Below are 16427 nucleotides of genomic sequence, written 5' to 3' on the forward strand. Positions count from 1 at the left end.
GGGCGCTACAGCGACGTGAACAGATAATCGCAGGAGTTTCCGAAATGCTTCCCGCTCGAACATATAGCATCACGATCAACCAGGATTGGCAGACGGTCTATGAGAAGATCTGGCAGCCCGAATATTTTCCCCGATGGGCGTCCGGGCTCGCGGAGTCCGGCCTGCGGCCTGACGGGGAAGGCTGGCTCGCGGACGGTCCGGAGGGGCCAATCCGCATCCGCTTTACGCCATATAACGCCTATGGCGTGATGGACCATTATGTGGATTTGGGCACAGGTGAGGAAGTTCATGTGCCGCTTAGGGTGGTGCGCAATGGCGAGGGCGCGGAAGTTATGCTGACGCTGTTTCGTCAGCCGGACATGGATGACGAGCGGTTTGCGGCTGATATCAAATGGGTCAACCGCGATTTGAGAAACTTAAAGAATGAAATAGAGAATTAGACGCGTTTGGCAGCCTAGCCGGATGCTTCGCGCCATTCCCCCTGGGCGATGCCGTCGAGGGTCCAGTCGCCGATGCGCCACCGGATCAGGCGCAGCGTGGGAAGGCCAACCGCCGCGGTCATGCGGCGCACTTGCCGGTTGCGGCCTTCGCGGATCGTCAGGCGGAGCCAGCAATCGGGCACGCTCTTGCGGAACCGGACCGGAGGATCGCGCGGCCAAAGGGCGGGATCGTCTATCCGTTCGACCTGTGCGGGCAAGGTCGGTCCGTCCTTCAGTCGGACGCCGCGCCGCAATCCCTCCAAGGCGGCCTCGTCGGGATCGCCTTCGACCTGAACGAGATAGGTTTTCGGGGTCTTGAAGCGGGGATCGGCGATCCGGGCCTGCATTCGGCCATCGTCGGTCAGCAGCAACAAGCCCTCGCTGTCGAGGTCCAGCCGACCAGCCGGATAGACGCCAGGCCGGTCGATATAGGCAGCCAGGGTGGGACGGGGAGGTCCGGTACTTTCGTCCGAGAACTGGCACAGCACGCCATAGGGCTTGTTGAAGAGGATGAGCGTCATGGCCTCAATCCTCATCCTCGAAGGCGAGGCTGCCCTGATCGATCAGCGCCTTGATGAGCGTGACCGCCGCTTGCGAGGCGGCAAGCGCCGGATCAGTCCGCACGATGGGCGTGGCAGCCAGTTCTTCCGCGAGCGCTGCTGTTTCGCCATTACATTCGAAACAATGGCCATCGACGAAAAGCAGGATACCGGGGCCCTGCCGGATGAAGCCGAAGCGGCTGGCGGGATTGCGCCGCAACGGCGTGCCTAATGCGAGGAGGGCTTTCGCCTCCTGTTCCTCGACCGGCTCCTCTGGCCGCCAATCGGCGTCGGCATATTTGGGCAGGCTGTTATGTAGCCCGAACCAGCGGGCGAAGGCGTCGCGGTCCGACAGGGCTTGCATAACCATCGCATGCAGGCGGTCGAGAGCAGGGGCGCTGATCTCACCTGCATTGACCTGGATCGCAAGGCCCGGATCGGCATAGCGATCCTCTTCGGTCAGTCCGTCCGCCTGATGCTCGCTCCAGCCTTCAATCAGTTCGGCGACGGAAGGGGCGCGGAAGCCGATCGAATAGGTCATGCAGTCATCGCCGACAGCAATGCCGTCATGCGCATAGCAAGGCGGGACATAGAGCATGTCGCCGGGCTCCAATATCCATTCATCCGTCGCATCGAAATCGGCGATCAGCCGCAGATCCTCATGCGGAACCAAGGGCGTTTGGGAATTGCACCGCGGCCCCACCCGCCAGCGCCGCCGGCCGAGGCCCTGGATCAGGAACACGTCATATTGATCATAATGCGGCCCAACGCCGCCGCCGTCCGTCGCATAGCTGACCATCACATCGTCGATGCGCCAATTGGGTATGAAGCGGAAGGCGTCGATCAGTTCAGCGACCTGCGGAGCATGATGATCCACGGCCTGCACCAGCAGCGTCCAGGCACTGTCGCCCAGTTCGCCGAAGCGAGCCTCGGGCAGAGGGCCGCTTTCCATTTTCAGCCCGTCAGGCGTCTGCGTGATCAGGCGGGATTCGACACCCTCCTCGCATGCGAGGCCCGCCAGTTCGTCAGGCTCCAGCGGATTGCGCCACGCCCGCCAGGGATTGCGGATCAGCAGAGGGCGTTGCTGCCAATAATCGCGCAGGAACATATCGACGTCGAAACTGGCCATTTGCATCCGCTGCCCATGCGCTGCCGAGCGGGCGCTGTCAAAGCCGCTGATCCAGGTGCATCGAAAGACGAACAAAACGCTATTGCGAAGCTGTAGCAATATATCTAGGTGCAGGTCCATGGATCGTAAGGGGGATTTCTGATGAAAACTGACGGCATCATGAAGATCGGTGTTGCATTGGCGGCTTTGGCCGTGGCGCACCCCGTTCTCGCCAATGAGGCGGCCGCTCCTGAGGATGCGGACACGAGCAGCGACAGCATCGTGGTGACGGCGCGAGCAGGCACCAAGACCGAAACGCCGCCGATCCAGGTGCCGCAGCCGGTTACCGTCATCAGTGACCAGACTTTTCTGTCGCAAGGCGCGATCAGCATCAGCGACACCGTCCGCTATGCCGCGGGGGTGACGGCAAATGCCTATGGCCGCGACACGCGCGTGGACAGCTTTGTCATTCGCGGGATCAGTGCGCAGCAGTTCCGCGACGGCATGCGCGATATCTTCAGCTATTATGCCAGCATCACCGCCGACCCCTATAATTTCTCACAGGTGGAAATCGTGCGTGGCCCGGCATCGGTGCTGTTTGGTCAGGGCTCGATCGGCGGTCTGGTCAATCTCGTTTCCAAGACGCCGACCTTCCAGACGGGCGGCGAAGTTTCGGTCGTCTATGGCAGCTACGACCGGAAAGAAGCGATGGGCGACGTCAATGTCGCGCTGTCCGACACATTGGCGGTCCGTGCGGTGGGCCGGGTCCGCGACGCCGACACCTATGTCGATCATGTCCGCGATGACCGCGTCTTTTTCTCGCCGTCCATTCGCTGGCAGCCGACGCCGGATACGGACATCACGCTGCTTGGCCTTTATCAGAAGGACAAGAGCGGATCGACGTCGCAGTTCCTGCCCATCGTGGGAACTTTCCGTCCCAATCCCAACAATAGCGAAACGCTCGACCCCTATCTGTTCGTCGGCAAGCCGGGCTGGGACCGCTATGACGGCCGCATGCTTCAGGGTGGCGGATCGCTGACCCAGCGCTTTGGCGATAATGTTCAGTTGAACGTGAAGGCGCGCTACATCGATAGCGATCTCACCTATTTTACGCATTATACCGACAGTTACACCAATCCGACCAATCCTTATCTGGACGCTGCCGGGCGCACGATCACCCTGTTGAACGAGGGTTCCTATGCCCGCATGAATGTCTTTTCGACCGACAACAATCTGCTGTTCAAATTTAACACCGGATCGCAGATCGAACATAAGCTGCTGGTCGGCGTCGATTATAGCTGGAACGAAGTGCGCAAGCGCGGCGGTTATGGGTCGGACATCATCGATCTCTATGACATCGACTATGACGCACTGACCATCCCCGCACTTGACCAATATTCAACGCGGGAATCCCAGAAACAGCTTGGCCTCTATGTGCAGGATCAGATCCGCATGTGGGACCGTGTATCGGTCGTGCTTGGCGCGCGGCGCGACCGCGTGGCCACCGCCGGGTCGCAGGTAAAGGACAAGGCGACGACATTCCGCGCGGGCATCATCGGCGAGATCGGCGCGGGCTTTTCACCCTTCTTCAGCTATACCGAGAGCTTCCTGCCGATCGCCATGACAATCGATGGCGGCGGTCAGGCGAAGCCCCAGCGGGGCACGCAATATGAGGCGGGCCTCAAATGGCAGCCGGAGCCAAACACGCTGCTCACCGTCACCGCATTCCACATCAAGGAAATCAATCGCATCATCTACGGCGCTGGCACTTCGGTCACCCAGTCGGGGGAAATCACCAGCAAGGGCATCGAAGTCGAAGCCAGCCACAGATTGCCGGAAGATTTCGAATTGGGGGTCAACTATGGTTACAACAAGCTGGTTTCGCACGAAACGGCGACCTTTGATTATCTGCCACGCCATGCGGCCTCGCTTTGGACGACCAAGACCTTCGGCCTTGAGGATGGAGCGCAACTGCGGCTTGGCGCGGGAGTCAACTATACCGGGAAACGCAGTTCGGTCGGCTCGGCCTGGACCATAGTGACGCCCAGCTACACGCTGGTCGATGCGCTGGCGGAGATCAACTGGAAGGATTGGCGCTTTGCGATCAATGCGACCAACCTGTTGAACAAGCGCTATTTCGCGTCCTGCCTGTCGCGTGGCGACTGCTTCGTAGGCGCGCCGCGCAACGTCATGGGCACGGCGACTTTCCGGTTCTAGCAAGCGACGGGCCTGGCGCAGGGGGCATCCCCTTGCTCCATGCTGCCTCGGCTTTTCCATGGATGCCGGTTTTGATGATCTAAGCCGATCGGCCGCGCCTTGGCGTGTTAGCTTCCTACTATCTTCTTGACTCGATATGGAACTCATAAGTACCCATTTCTTCAAGAAGCAAGAGAGAGGATGATGAGGCTATGGCGCGCTTGGAAGGAAAAGTGGCAATCGTCACGGGTGCAGGTCGTCCGGATAATATCGGTGCAGCAGTATGTGACGCCTTTTTGCGCGAAGGTGCGCGCGCGGTCATCGCTACCGACCTGCGGGTAGAATCCACCGCCGCGCTGACGGGCGAAATGGAGGGTAAGCATGGCGCGGGCCGGTTCAAGCTGGTGGTGCAGGATGCGACGCTGGAGGCGGATTGGGCGGCGCTGGTGGAAACGGTTCTTGCCGAGTTCGGCGCGATTGATGTCCTGGTGAATAATGCGGGCATATCGATCCACGGCGGCATTGAAACCACTTCTCTGGAAGACCTGCGCAAGGTAATGGCCGTCAATCATGACAGCGGTTTCCTGGGCATGAAGCATTGCGCGCCCGCGCTTAGCGAGACCATCAAACGCTTTCCCGGCGGCGGTTCGGTGATCAATACCGTGTCGATGGCGTCCTACATGCCCAATGCGAACAATCTGGGATATCATGTGTCCAAATCGGCGCAGCGCATGCTGACGCTGTGCGGCGCGATCGAATTCGGACCCAAGCGGATTCGCGTGAATTCGGTGCATCCGGGCCAGACCACCACGCCGCTTTTGAAAGAAGCCTATGAGGAATATGCGCGCCTGGGACTCTATGAATCGGGCCAGGCCGGGATCCAAAATTTGGTCGATATGTGCCCGCTCGGCATCGAAAGCTTTCCTGAAGATACAGCGCACGCCTTTGTCTATCTCGCTTCGGACGAGTCCCGCTTCGTGACCGGGGCATCCATCTATCATGATGGGGGGCTTGGCCGCCGTTACTGAGATTTAAGGAGGGGCGGGTGGAGGCGTCTGCCCCCCGCCGCCTTTCATCCTGCGACTGGGGTGAGGCCCTGGGCTATGAGCCTGGCGATGCGCCGGGCCTTTTCATCCGCCTCTTCATCGGAAAGCGGCTGGGCGGTGCCGGCGGAGACGGCCATGACCATGTCCTGCGATAGGACCCACAGGAAGATGGACGCTATTTCGTTGCAATCGACCGGGCGGATCAGGCCCCTGGCCTGAAGTCGTTCGAGATAGGATCGCAGAGGCGCCTGCTGGCGGAGCCTGCGGGTTTCCTCCATCGCTTTCCTGAATTCGGGGAAGCGGAGCCCTTCGCGCATGCTGATTGCCGTGATCGCATGGGCGGCAGGCGTACGCGTGCTGCGCATGATCATGCGCGCCCATTCATAAAGGCCCTCGGCCGGATCGTTTCGGTCCAGTAAGCTCAGATCCGCCGCCATGTTGCGATCCGCTATCTGGTCCAGGACCGCGCGCAACAGCCCAGGCTTTCCGCCATATTTGGCGTATATGGTCTTTTTGGACACTTTCGCCTGCCGCGCGATGATCTGAAGCGTTGCCCGCTCATAGCCCAGCTCAATCAGAGCCTGCTCGGCGACTTCCAGCAGAGCTTGGGCGCGATTTTCGACCTCTGCCGACTTGGGCCGCCCCGCCCTGCTTCGCCTGTCATGCCCATGCATCGCGCATGCTTGGCGGCATCGGCGGTCAAGTGCAAGGGGAGAGGATAGCGGCGCTCGTGCTAAAAGCGTCCCGCCTTGCCCCAGAAGGCGGGACGGGACGCTCCTACGGTCGCAGGCCGCCCCCGAATAACCGTGCGCGGGCCGCGTCCATGGATAAAACCGGCTAAGTCATTGAAAGTTCCCGATCATGGGGCTGCGTCCTGCCGCTATACGGGCTCGGCGCAGCGCTTAAGTTCATGGTATCGCCCAGCTCTCACACAGGTATCGCAGTCGTATATTTCGTCATGGAAAGGGCGAAATGAGACGCCGCATTGGCCACCGCCGCTTGTCCGAGCAATGTGTGCATCAGGAAGAGATTATAGTCCGCCACATCGGCGACGACTATCCGGAGCAGATAGTCCCACTCGCCCGACATGGAAAAACATTCGACGATTTCAGGACGGCTATCCACAAAGTCCTCAAATGCCTGCCTCGCGTCACGAGCGTGGCTGCGCATGCGGATGTTGCAAAGCACGTTCACGCCGCGATCGATCTTCTCCGGGTTCACCAAGCGTACCGAGCCCGTGAGGATGCCGGCGGCTTCCAGCGCCTTGATACGGCGCCAGCAGGAGGCCGTTGACGCGCCGACCCTGTCCGCCAGTTCCGCATGGCTGACCGTCGCGTCGCTTTGAAGGGCTGATAGGATCCTACGGTCAATGGCGTCGATCTGATGAGAGTTTTTCATGTTCATCGTCTCTATGATGAAAAACTATCAGATGATGCGGCATTTCGCTGAATATTGAAACCTCTTTTCGGTGGCTTCATGCGATAAGGTGGCCATGGCGCAGCCTGCTACCGAGCGTCCCGCGCAAGCCGCCGAGGACTGGACGATCCCTCAGGATTGGGAAGCCTACACGCCGCAAGACCATGCGATGTGGGACAGGCTGTTCGCGCGTCAGGCGGCGATGCTCCCCGAGCGGGCAGTCAAGGAGTTTATGGACGGCCTGGACGTCCTTCGCTTGTCGAAGTCCGGTATTCCAGACTTTGCCGAACTGTCCGATCGACTGATGAAATTGACGGGCTGGCAAGTCGTGGCGGTGCCGGGGCTGGTGCCTGACCGGATATTCTTCGAACATCTGGCCAATCGCCGCTTTGTCGCGGGCCGCTTTATCCGCACGCCTGAGCAACTGGATTATCTTCAGGAACCGGATGTGTTCCACGATGTGTTCGGCCATGTCCCGCTGCTCGCCCACCCCGCATTTGCCGATTATATGCAGGCTTATGGCGAGGGCGGGCTGCGTGCCGACGGACTTGGCGCGATCGATCGCCTGGCGCGTCTATATTGGTACACGGTCGAGTTCGGGTTGATCCGGCAGGGCCAGGATTTGAAGCTTTATGGGGCTGGCATCCTGTCTTCCTATGGCGAGTCCGTCTTCGCCCTGGATGACCCCTCGCCAAATCGCATCGGCTTCAATCTCAAGCGGCTGATGCGGACCCATTACCGGATCGACGACTATCAGCAGACGTATTTCGTGATCGACAGCTTCGATGACCTGCTTCGCCAGACCGTCGAGATGGATTTCGCGCCGCTTTATGAAGAGTTGCAGCGCGAGAGCGACTTGGGAACTGCGGAGATCATTCCGCAGGACATAATCTTCAACCGGGGCACGCAAGCGTATGCGCGGTCCAAAACGGGAGCATGACTGGCATGACAGCCAATCCGCTTGGCCTTAATGGCTTTGAATTTGTCGAATTTACGTCTCCAGAACCGGATGCGATGTCGCAGCAGTTCCAGCAACTGGGCTTTGTGCCGACGCACCGGCATCCGGTGAAGAACATCACCCGTTACAAGCAGGGCCGCATCAACCTGATGCTGAACCGCGACGATGCCGGCCGGGTCGCCGCCTTTCGTGGCGAACATGGTCCATCGGCCAGCGCGATGGCCTTTCGCGTCGCTGATCCAGAAGCGGCGATGCGGTGGGCGCTTGATCATGGCGCCAAGCCGACCGAGGAAGACGATACGGTCATTCAGGGGATTGGCGGGTCCTATCTCTATTTCGTTCAGGATGGCGGCGATCTCTATGCAGATTGGGCGGAGTTCCCGGGCTGGCGCGAAGCGGAGGCTGTGAACAATGTCGGGCTCGACCTGCTTGACCACCTCACCCATAATGTCGAACGCGGACATATGCGCGTATGGAGCCAATTCTACCGGACGCTCTTCAATTTCGAGGAGCAGAAATATTTCGATATCAAAGGGAAGGTGACCGGCCTTTTCAGCCAGGCTATGATCGCTCCGGATCGAGCTATCCGCATTCCGCTTAACGAAAGCCAGGATGAGAATAGCCAGATCGAGGAGTTCATCCGGCAATATCATGGCGAGGGTATCCAGCATCTGGCCCTTACCACGGCCAATATCTACGAGACGGTGGAAAAGCTGCGGGCGCGCGGCGTGCGGCTTCAGGACACGATCGATACTTATTATGAGCTGGTCGACAAACGGGTGCCCGGTCATGGCGAGGATCTGGAACGGCTGAAGAAAAATCGCATCCTGATCGATGGGAATGCGCAGGAAGAGGGCATATTGCTACAGATCTTCACGGAAAATAAGTTCGGCCCGATTTTCTTCGAGATCATCCAGCGCAAGGGCAATGAAGGTTTCGGCAACGGCAATTTTCAGGCATTGTTCGAAAGCATAGAACTCGACCAGATAAGGCGGGGCGTTATCACCGTTGACGAGTGAGGCTGATATGAATGCTTCCACCACTGGCGGTTCCTTCGCTCCAGTCGTTGAGGCATCCGGGCGTGTCGAGCCGACGATGCCGGGTTTCGGGAACCTGCATTCCACCGAAGCGCTGCCGGGCGCGCTGCCGGTGGGCCGTAATTCCCCCCAGCGTGCGCCTTATGGCCTCTACGCAGAGCAGCTTTCGGGCACCGCTTTCACCGCGCCCCGGCATCAGAACCATCGCAGTTGGCTCTATCGGATGCGGCCGTCAGCGGGCCATCAGCCTTTCCGCCCTTATGCCACTCCTAGCCTGTTGCGCTCCGGGCCGTTCACTGAACGGACGCCGTCGCCTAATCGCCTTCGTTGGAATCCGCTTGAACTGCCTAAGGAGCCGACTGACTTCATCGACGGGCTCATCAGCCATGTCGGCAATGGAGACGTTGCGGCAGGCATCGGATGCGGCATTCACATGTTCGCGGCCAACAATTCGATGGGCGATCGCGCATTCTTCAATGCCGATGGCGAGATGGTGATCCTGCCGCAAGAGGGCCGGTTGCGCATTGTGACCGAGTTTGGGATTCTGCGTGCCGGGCCGCTGGAAATGATCCTCATCCCCCGAGGCGTGCGTTTTCGCGTCGAATTGCTCGACGCTGGGGCTCGGGGCTATGTCTGCGAAAATTATGGAGCGCCCTTTCGCCTGCCGGAACTGGGACCGATCGGATCCAATGGGCTGGCCAATGCCCGCGATTTCGAAGCCCCGGTCGCGGCCTATGAGGATATTGAGCGCTCCTATGAAATCGTCCAGAAATTCATGGGCGCGCTGTGGACCACTATGGCGGATCATAGTCCGTTCGACGTGGTCGCCTGGCACGGCAATCTCGCGCCCGTCCGTTATGATCTGCGCCGTTTCAACACGATGGGCACAGTCAGCTATGATCATCCCGATCCGTCGATCTTCACTGTCCTCACATCGCCCAGCGACACGCCGGGCACCGCCAATGTCGATTTCGTGATCTTCCCCCCGCGCTGGATGGTGGCGGAAGACACGTTCCGCCCGCCCTGGTTCCACCGCAACGTGATGAGTGAGTATATGGGCCTGATCCGCGGCGAATATGATGCGAAATCCGGCGGCTTCGTCCCCGGCGGCGCATCGCTGCACAATTGCATGTCGGCCCATGGCCCGGATGTGGAAAGCCATGGCAAGGCGGTGTCGGCGGCTCTGGCCCCCACCAAGATCGACGAGATGATGGCGTTCATGTTCGAAAGCCGCTTTCCCTTCGCGCCGACCGCCTGGGCGATGGAAACGCCGTTGCTTCAGGCCGATTATGACGCCTGCTGGGCGGGATTTCCCAAGGCGCAGCTGGAGCCTCGCTCATGAGTTGGTGGCGCACGGACGAGACGCATGATCCGGCGCGGACCAGCTGGGCGGAGAGTGCGCAAGGGCACGGGGATTTTCCGATCCAGAACCTTCCCTTCGGCATTTTTGCGCCGCGAGGTGAGGGGCCGAGGATCGGCGTCGCGATAGGGGACATGATCCTCGACCTGCGCGCCTGCACGACAGCTAATCTGCTGAGCGGGGATTGGCAGGAGATATGCAGCGAAGCAACGCTCAATCGGCTGCTCGCCCTGCCGTCCGAAAGGCGTCGCGCGTTGCGGCGGCGTGTTAGCGACCTGCTGTCGGACGAGGCGAACCGCGCAGCCGTGGAGCCTCTGCTTCGTCAAGCCGCTGATGCCGTCATGCATTTGCCCGCGCGGATCGGCGATTATACCGATTTCTACGTCGGCATTCATCATGCCAACAATGTCGGGCGGCAGTTCCGGCCCGATAACCCGTTGCTGCCCAATTATAAATATGTGCCGATAGGCTATCATGGCCGGGCTTCGTCGATCCGCCAGTCCGGCGTGCCGGTTCGCCGTCCCAGCGGTCAGCGAAAGCCGCACGACGCTGAGCATCCGATCTTCGGCCCTTCAGTTCGGCTCGACTATGAACTGGAACTTGGCGTGTGGATCGGGCCGGGCAATCGGCTCGGCGAAGCTATTCCCATCGGGGAAGCCAATGAGCATGTGGCAGGTTTCTGCCTGCTCAACGACTGGTCGGCGCGCGACTTTCAGGCGTGGGAATATCAGCCGCTCGGCCCCTTCCTCGCCAAGAATTTCCAATCGACCATATCGCCCTGGATCGTGACGGCCGAGGCCATGGCTCCCTTCCACCTTCCGCAGCCTGCAAGGCCCGCGGGCGATCCGCAGCCGCTGCCCTATCTCTTGTCCGAAGCGGACCTGCAGCATGGTGCGTTGGCATTGACGCTGGAGGTGTTTCTGCAGACGCAGCGCATGCGGGAGGAAGGCGAGGCTCCAGTGCGTCTCAGCACAGGGCCGGCGACCAACATGTATTGGACGGTCAATCAGATCGTGACCCACCATGCGTCGAACGGGTGCAATCTCAATCCCGGTGACTTGCTCGGCACCGGCACTATTTCGGCAGCGACGCGGGAGGGTTTCGGCAGTATGTTAGAGCTGGCCTCAGGGGGGCAGGACCCGTTCCAACTGTCCAATGGCGAAACACGCGCCTTCGTCGAGGATGGCGATGAGGTCATATTGCGTGCAACTGCGGACGCGCCGGGCTTTGTTTCCATTGGCCTTGGCGAGTGCCGGGCCGTGGTGTTGCCCGCATGACGGCCGCGCTGACGCTGCACGGCTATTGGCGATCGTCGGCCGCCTATCGGGTACGCATCGCGCTCAACCTGAAGGGCGTGGATTATGCGCAGGTCAGCCACGATCTGACGACCGGCGCGCAGCGTCAGGGTGACTATCTCGCCATCGCGCCCCATGGGCTGGTCCCGGCGCTGGAGACGGGCGGCACGATCCTGATCGAAAGCTCTGCGATCCTGGAATGGATAGAGGCGACATGGCCGACGCCGCCACTGCTGCCGGAAAGCGCCGATGAGGCCGCCATCGTACGGTCGATGGCGGCGCTGATTGGATGCGACATCCACCCGCTCAACAATTTGCGCGTGCTCAATCGGCTGAGGGCAGATTTCAACGCAAGCGAGGAGCAGGTGCGGGCCTGGATTCACCATTGGATCGAGGCAGGCTTTGGCCCGCTTGAGCAAATGGTCGCGCAGCATGGCGGCGGCTTTGCCTTTGGCGATGCGCCCACGATGGCGGATTGTTACACCGTGCCGCAACTCTACAACGCCCGCCGTTTTGGCGTCGATCTTTCACCTTATCCTCGCCTGATCGCAGCGGGTGAAGCAGCGACGAGCCTGCCTGCCGTCGAGGCCGCCCATCCGGAGCGTCAGCCCGACGCCGCCTGATCAGTCCGCCTGTCCGGATTGCTTGAAAACCTCCAGTTGGTCGGCGAAAGCACGTTGATAAGCGGGTCGCGCTTCGCCGCGAGCAATATAGGCGACGAGGTTGGGATAGCGCTCCAACAGCCCCGATCCGATCAGCCTGCGCAGGACCGTCACCATCAGCAGGTCACCGGCGCTGAACGCGCCATCCAGCCATTCAACGTCACCCAGTCGGATGGAAAGCTCGCCCAGTCGGTGGTCCACCCGCTCATCGAGCAACGGCATGCGGGCTTCATACCAGCTTTTGTCGCGCTCCAGATATTCGGGGATCTCTCGTTCCACGATCGGCTGCTCGACCGTATTGAGCGCGGCGAACATCCACGCGATCGCGCGGGCGCGGGCGTTCGGGTCTTCCGGCAGCAAACCGCCATGCCGCTCCGCGATGTGCAAGATGATCGCTCCGGATTCGAACAGGACCAGGTCGCCCTCTTCATAAGCCGGGATTTGCCCGAAGGGCTGCAGCGCCTTGTAGCCAGGCTCTTTCAGCGCTTCGAACGACAGCAACCGGACCTGATAAGGCTGACCCGCTTCCTCAAGCGCCCATCGCACCCGCATGTCCCGCGCCATTCCCTGACCGCCGTCGGGAGATCGTTCGAACGCGCTGATGGTGATGGTCATGGTCAAGCTCCGGCTAGTTTCACGACTGATCGCGAAAAAACTAGCCTTTCCGCCCAAAGATGTCGAACGAACGGATGCTTTTAGAAATGCGCGCCGCCTTTGTTCAGGCGGCGATCTTGTCCAGTTCGCTGATCAACCGCAGGAACTCCACCTCATTTTCGTCATGGGGGGTGCCGTCTTCATGGAAGATGTCGTGGAACCAGCGTTCCTTCAGCCCTTCGATGTTCGGATTTTCCCATTTGTCCCAGGGCAGGTGCGTCTGCGTCTTCCCCTTGACCAGACCCCAGCAGAAGGTGCCGACCTCATGCTCCTTGGCCACGGGCAGGATCGCCTGGAAGGTGCTGCCCGCCGGACGGGCCATATATTCGGTGCACATGAGCGGGCGGCCCATGGTTTTCAGCCATTTGACGCGCTGCGCGAAATCTTCGGCAATGCCGTAATTGTGGAAGGAGATGATGTCCGAATGACCCGTCTGCGCGCGCTGAATGGGGCTCAGCAGATCGGGCGCCGACCAGTCGCCCAGCCAAATCCCACTGGTGAGCGGCTGCATCGGCTTCATGTCCCGCGCCCAGCCGAATGCGTCCACCAGCAGCGGCACTACCAGGTCCGCTTTCGCCTGAAGCGCGACGGGATCGCACAGCGCGACCTCCGGGCCGTTATCAGGCTCGTTCCAGATGTCCCAAGCCAGTACGCGCGGGTCCTGACCGAAGCGGCCTACGACGCCCCGGACATAATCTTCCAGGCGATGATGCTCGTCCGCATTTTGAAGCGTGGGCATGCCGGGCGACTGCACCCAGCCGCTATTGTGCACGCCTTTCCGCGGTTCCGGCTGTGGTCCGAGGGCGGGCTCAGGGTGCCAGCAGGAATCGAACAGCACCAACATGGTGCGGATGCGATGCCGATCCGCGACGTTCAGGAACGCGTCGATCCGGTCGAGAAAGCCGTGGCTGTCCTCCAGCCACAGCAGATCGTGCAGATAGACACGAACCGAGTTCATGCCCACGGAAGCAGCCAGCGCCAGTTCCCGATCGATAGTCGGCAGGTCGAACGTACTCGCTTGCCACATCTCCAGCTGATTTATCGCGTTTGACGGCGTAAAATTACAGCCGACCAGCCAAGGCTGAGCCTTGAACCAAGCATGCGCCGCTTCCGGCGTCCAACGTCCCGTCATCATGTTCCCGCTCACGACCCCCGTCCGATTCGACGGCTCCTCTGGCGCGCCCCTACGAACCGGCACAGTTTAGAACAAGAGGCTTAACGGGGTCTGAGTAAGTGGAATTTTCGATCGATTACGCACGTATATCACGCCGCATTTTCTAAGCGCTCCGCCCGGAAATGCTGGGCGAAATGTTCCAGCGCCGTAAGGAGCGAGGGAAGCTGCGGGCCTCGGCAAGTGCCGAGCGCGACATTGGCCGGGCGAGGGGCTGCCCAGCCCATTGTCTGGTGGGGCACGGCCTGTACCTGTGCCGGGTCATGTTCACAGTATGAAGCGATACGTTTGGCGAAATCGGCCCAGGTCAGCGCGTCGCCATTGGCAAGATGCCAAATGCCGGTTTCGCCATCGATCAGCAGGTCGAGTGATGCCGTGACCAGATGCGGGACATAGGTTGGGGTGACGATGAGGTCGTCGGGCGCAAGCACGGCTTCTGCGCGCTCGAGTGACCGAACGACCGCTGTGGCGAAGTTGAAATCGTCATGGGGTGAGAAGAAAGCGGCGGTGCGGATGACGAGATGATCGCCTGCAAGCTGCGCGATGCCCGTTTCCATCGCCGCCTTGCTTCGGCCGTAGCTGTTGCAGGGGGCGACGGCGTCAGTTTCGACATAGGGGTAACCTTTGAACCCGTCGAAGACGAGGTCGCTGGAGAAGGACAGGGTTTGGATGCCGCGCCTGTCGCATGCCTGTGCCAGCGCGATTGCGCCATGCGCATTGGCGAGCAGGCAGGCGTCTTCTTCGGCTTCCGCTTCATCGACGCGCACCCAGCCTGCTGTATTCACGACCGCCCAAGGGCTAAGCTTGTCCAGCGCCGCTTCGATGCTGCTGCGATCGGTGATGTCCAGTTGCTGGCGGCTGGTCAATATGAAGGGGATGTTGCGCATCGAGCAGGCCCGCGCCATGGCCTGCCCCAGCGTCCCCGTCGCGCCGCAGATCAACAGCGGTCGTGCGCTGCCGGGATCGTGAGGCGGCCCAATATGCTCTGCAATGGGTGCAGGGCGGGCAACGGGAGGATGGGCCATCCGGCCCTGCCGCTGCCACCAGCCTTCACCTGTCGCCATGATCGGGCGCTCGTCGCTGGCCGCCAGCGCCTTCAAAAGCGGCACCATGGCGGTGGGCCGTGGCGCGCCGCTGCTGACATCCCAGACGCCGGGCTCATAAAGCCCCGGCCGGGTGAGGAGCGTGTTCCAGCCGCTGCTGCCTAGCAATGACCAGATGGTCACGGCCTCGACCGGCACGTTTTGATCGTTCAGGCGGCTGGCAATATCCCATGCCTGCGCCGTCCAGCGGAGCTGTTCTTCGCGGGTACAGCCATTATGGACCTCCGTAACAGCCAGCGGCAGGCGATAGCGTTCCCATGCTTCGCGTAGCGCGCCTTCCAAGCCTTGCGAAGCAGGCGACAATACACGGACAGCCTCTACATCGGCGTAAAGCTGTATCTCACTGCCGCCGTGCAGATGTTGCGGGTAACGCTGTAGCCTGTGGTCCAGGAACCGATCGCTGGTGAGATAGTGGTTGATGCCGATGACGGCGGGCGGGCAGGGGTCGTCCAATATGGCTTCAAGCCGCTGCTCCAGCCCGAAGCCCGCAATACGTGCCCAGAAAGGGTGGTCGCGGTTGACTTTCCCGCACAAGAGGTCCCATCCGGCCCAGCGGCGCATATTGTCGAACGTCGCCTGTTCCCGCAGGGCAGCGGTGGCATAGGTCCTTCCCAGATCGTCCGTCTGGATCAACCGTGCGGCGGGGTTGATCCGGCTCACGGCGCGCATCGACAGCCTTGTCGCGTCAATCTGGTTCAGTAGCGCCCGCCAGAAATCTCCTTCCGAACGGAGGTGCGGATACCAATGGCCGTAAAGCGCGGAAAAGCGTGCGGTGGTCAGCGGTTCGTTGACCGGCGTCCAATCGGTGATCCAGGGATAGCGTTCCGCCACATTCTGCGCGTGCTTGGCGAGGCCTGGCGCGAAGCTGTCATCCACCAGGTTGGTATAGTGCGGGCCGCTGCCATGGTGAATGAGGCCAGCGATGACGCGAATGCCGAGTTCGCGCAGCCGCGCGAGCCGCCGATCCGTCCATTCCCAATCGCATTGGTCGGGTTGTTCCGGACTGATCCGTTCCCACAATAAGGGATAGCGGATGGCGCGGATGCCCAACTCCGCAAAACGCTCGAGATCTTCGGGCCTGTTCTCATGGCCACTCAAGCGGATCTGATCGCCATAGCGTTCGTAAACGCGATTAACGGTGCATTCCACGCCACCCCAAAGCTGCTGCTGCCCGGCCATTCGGATCCCCCGTGCCTGTTTTATAAAGAGGAAGCGGTGATGATCGTGCCTCTGAGTAAGTTGAAACAGGTGAAGGCTTCAAGTGGGTACACCAAAATAGCGTCGATGTGCCAACCTATATCAGCGCGGCTGCAGGAACATGGTTGGCCGCCCGGGGTTTGTGCATCATTCATCAAGCAGAAAGGTACGCGTCTATGGTCCCGCCCCATTCGTCATCTTGGCAT

General features: G+C 60.7%; 15 protein-coding genes. 8 read left to right on the forward strand and 7 right to left on the reverse strand.

The features are described 5' to 3' along the window. Positions 1–44: 44 nt before the first annotated feature. Positions 45–440 carry a polyketide cyclase gene (locus tag EP837_RS17715; protein ID WP_066531390.1) on the forward strand — a complete coding sequence of 132 codons (396 nt, stop codon included), beginning with the start codon at positions 45–47 and terminating at the stop codon, positions 438–440. 14 nt (positions 441–454) lie between these two features. On the opposite strand, the gene EP837_RS17720 is transcribed toward EP837_RS17715, so the two are convergent. Together EP837_RS17720 and EP837_RS17725 are read right to left on the reverse strand one after the other, a co-directional pair. Continuing rightward, a complete protein-coding gene (locus EP837_RS17720) occupies positions 455–1000 on the reverse strand; it encodes an rRNA large subunit pseudouridine synthase E (protein WP_066531391.1) in 546 nt (181 codons plus the stop codon). Between the two features lie 4 nt (positions 1001–1004). Continuing rightward, complete coding sequence (locus tag EP837_RS17725) at positions 1005–2153, reverse strand: cupin domain-containing protein (protein ID WP_066531813.1); 1149 nt, start codon at positions 2151–2153, stop codon at positions 1005–1007. A gap of 153 nt (positions 2154–2306) precedes the next feature. Between EP837_RS17725 and EP837_RS17730 the strand changes: the two genes are divergently transcribed. Continuing rightward, a complete protein-coding gene (locus EP837_RS17730; protein WP_066531815.1) occupies positions 2307–4343 on the forward strand; it encodes a TonB-dependent siderophore receptor in 2037 nt (678 codons plus the stop codon). A gap of 191 nt (positions 4344–4534) precedes the next feature. Then, on the forward strand, positions 4535–5350 hold the full coding sequence (locus EP837_RS17735) for an SDR family NAD(P)-dependent oxidoreductase (protein ID WP_066531392.1): 816 nt from the start codon (positions 4535–4537) through the stop codon (positions 5348–5350). Between the two features lie 44 nt (positions 5351–5394). On the opposite strand, the gene EP837_RS17740 is transcribed toward EP837_RS17735, so the two are convergent. Both EP837_RS17740 and EP837_RS17745 read right to left on the reverse strand, forming a co-directional pair. Further along, on the reverse strand, positions 5395–6042 hold the full coding sequence (locus EP837_RS17740) for a TetR/AcrR family transcriptional regulator (RefSeq protein WP_066531394.1): 648 nt from the start codon (positions 6040–6042) through the stop codon (positions 5395–5397). Positions 6043–6295: 253 nt separating this feature from the next. Continuing rightward, positions 6296–6766: an Lrp/AsnC family transcriptional regulator gene (locus tag EP837_RS17745; protein ID WP_066531817.1), complete on the reverse strand. Its 471-nt coding sequence runs from the start codon at positions 6764–6766 to the stop codon at positions 6296–6298. Positions 6767–6860: 94 nt separating this feature from the next. Here EP837_RS17745 and phhA point away from each other — a divergent pair, with 94 nt between their 5' ends. From phhA to maiA, 5 genes are all read left to right on the forward strand, one after another. Then, positions 6861–7724: a phenylalanine 4-monooxygenase gene (gene phhA / locus EP837_RS17750; protein ID WP_066531396.1), complete on the forward strand. Its 864-nt coding sequence runs from the start codon at positions 6861–6863 to the stop codon at positions 7722–7724. Continuing rightward, a complete protein-coding gene (hppD, locus tag EP837_RS17755; protein ID WP_066531401.1) occupies positions 7721–8761 on the forward strand; it encodes a 4-hydroxyphenylpyruvate dioxygenase in 1041 nt (346 codons plus the stop codon). Before phhA ends, hppD begins: the two co-directional genes overlap by 4 nt. A gap of 76 nt (positions 8762–8837) precedes the next feature. After that, positions 8838–10121 carry a homogentisate 1,2-dioxygenase gene (gene hmgA, locus EP837_RS17760; protein WP_066531819.1) on the forward strand — a complete coding sequence of 428 codons (1284 nt, stop codon included), beginning with the start codon at positions 8838–8840 and terminating at the stop codon, positions 10119–10121. Further along, on the forward strand, positions 10118–11416 hold the full coding sequence (gene fahA, locus EP837_RS17765; protein ID WP_066531403.1) for a fumarylacetoacetase: 1299 nt from the start codon (positions 10118–10120) through the stop codon (positions 11414–11416). Before hmgA ends, fahA begins: the two co-directional genes overlap by 4 nt. Further along, the gene (gene maiA, locus EP837_RS17770) at positions 11413–12057 is read left to right on the forward strand and encodes a maleylacetoacetate isomerase (RefSeq protein WP_066531405.1); all 645 of its coding nucleotides are present in this window, start codon (positions 11413–11415) and stop codon (positions 12055–12057) included. Before fahA ends, maiA begins: the two co-directional genes overlap by 4 nt. Here the strand turns inward: maiA and EP837_RS17775 are convergent, their stop codons facing one another. The 3 genes from EP837_RS17775 to EP837_RS17785 all read right to left on the reverse strand — a co-directional run bounded on the left by EP837_RS17775 (position 12058) and on the right by EP837_RS17785 (position 16203). Then, a complete protein-coding gene (locus EP837_RS17775) occupies positions 12058–12711 on the reverse strand; it encodes a glutathione S-transferase family protein (protein WP_066531408.1) in 654 nt (217 codons plus the stop codon). Between the two features lie 103 nt (positions 12712–12814). Further along, complete coding sequence (locus EP837_RS17780; RefSeq protein WP_066531821.1) at positions 12815–13882, reverse strand: cellulase family glycosylhydrolase; 1068 nt, start codon at positions 13880–13882, stop codon at positions 12815–12817. Between the two features lie 131 nt (positions 13883–14013). After that, complete coding sequence (locus EP837_RS17785) at positions 14014–16203, reverse strand: sugar nucleotide-binding protein (protein ID WP_066531411.1); 2190 nt, start codon at positions 16201–16203, stop codon at positions 14014–14016. Positions 16204–16427: the final 224 nt, after the last annotated feature.

It is taken from the genome of Sphingobium sp. EP60837 (assembly GCF_001658005.1).
Lineage (GTDB): Bacteria > Pseudomonadota > Alphaproteobacteria > Sphingomonadales > Sphingomonadaceae > Sphingobium > Sphingobium tyrosinilyticum.

Excerpts from the sequence above, each read along its gene's own strand:
- EP837_RS17715 (WP_066531390.1), top strand. The coding sequence starts at position 45 with ATGCTTCCCGCTCGAACATATAGCATCACGATCAACCAGGATTGGCAG.
- EP837_RS17720 (WP_066531391.1), bottom strand. The coding sequence starts at position 1,000 with ATGACGCTCATCCTCTTCAACAAGCCCTATGGCGTGCTGTGCCAGTTC.
- EP837_RS17725 (WP_066531813.1), bottom strand. The coding sequence starts at position 2,153 with ATGCAAATGGCCAGTTTCGACGTCGATATGTTCCTGCGCGATTATTGG.
- EP837_RS17730 (WP_066531815.1), top strand. The coding sequence starts at position 2,307 with ATGAAGATCGGTGTTGCATTGGCGGCTTTGGCCGTGGCGCACCCCGTT.
- EP837_RS17735 (WP_066531392.1), top strand. The coding sequence starts at position 4,535 with ATGGCGCGCTTGGAAGGAAAAGTGGCAATCGTCACGGGTGCAGGTCGT.
- EP837_RS17740 (WP_066531394.1), bottom strand. The coding sequence starts at position 6,042 with ATGCATGGGCATGACAGGCGAAGCAGGGCGGGGCGGCCCAAGTCGGCA.
- EP837_RS17745 (WP_066531817.1), bottom strand. The coding sequence starts at position 6,766 with ATGAAAAACTCTCATCAGATCGACGCCATTGACCGTAGGATCCTATCA.
- phhA (WP_066531396.1), top strand. The coding sequence starts at position 6,861 with ATGGCGCAGCCTGCTACCGAGCGTCCCGCGCAAGCCGCCGAGGACTGG.
- hppD (WP_066531401.1), top strand. The coding sequence starts at position 7,721 with ATGACTGGCATGACAGCCAATCCGCTTGGCCTTAATGGCTTTGAATTT.
- hmgA (WP_066531819.1), top strand. The coding sequence starts at position 8,838 with ATGCCGGGTTTCGGGAACCTGCATTCCACCGAAGCGCTGCCGGGCGCG.
- fahA (WP_066531403.1), top strand. The coding sequence starts at position 10,118 with ATGAGTTGGTGGCGCACGGACGAGACGCATGATCCGGCGCGGACCAGC.
- maiA (WP_066531405.1), top strand. The coding sequence starts at position 11,413 with ATGACGGCCGCGCTGACGCTGCACGGCTATTGGCGATCGTCGGCCGCC.
- EP837_RS17775 (WP_066531408.1), bottom strand. The coding sequence starts at position 12,711 with ATGACCATCACCATCAGCGCGTTCGAACGATCTCCCGACGGCGGTCAG.
- EP837_RS17780 (WP_066531821.1), bottom strand. The coding sequence starts at position 13,882 with ATGACGGGACGTTGGACGCCGGAAGCGGCGCATGCTTGGTTCAAGGCT.
- EP837_RS17785 (WP_066531411.1), bottom strand. The coding sequence starts at position 16,203 with ATGGCCGGGCAGCAGCAGCTTTGGGGTGGCGTGGAATGCACCGTTAAT.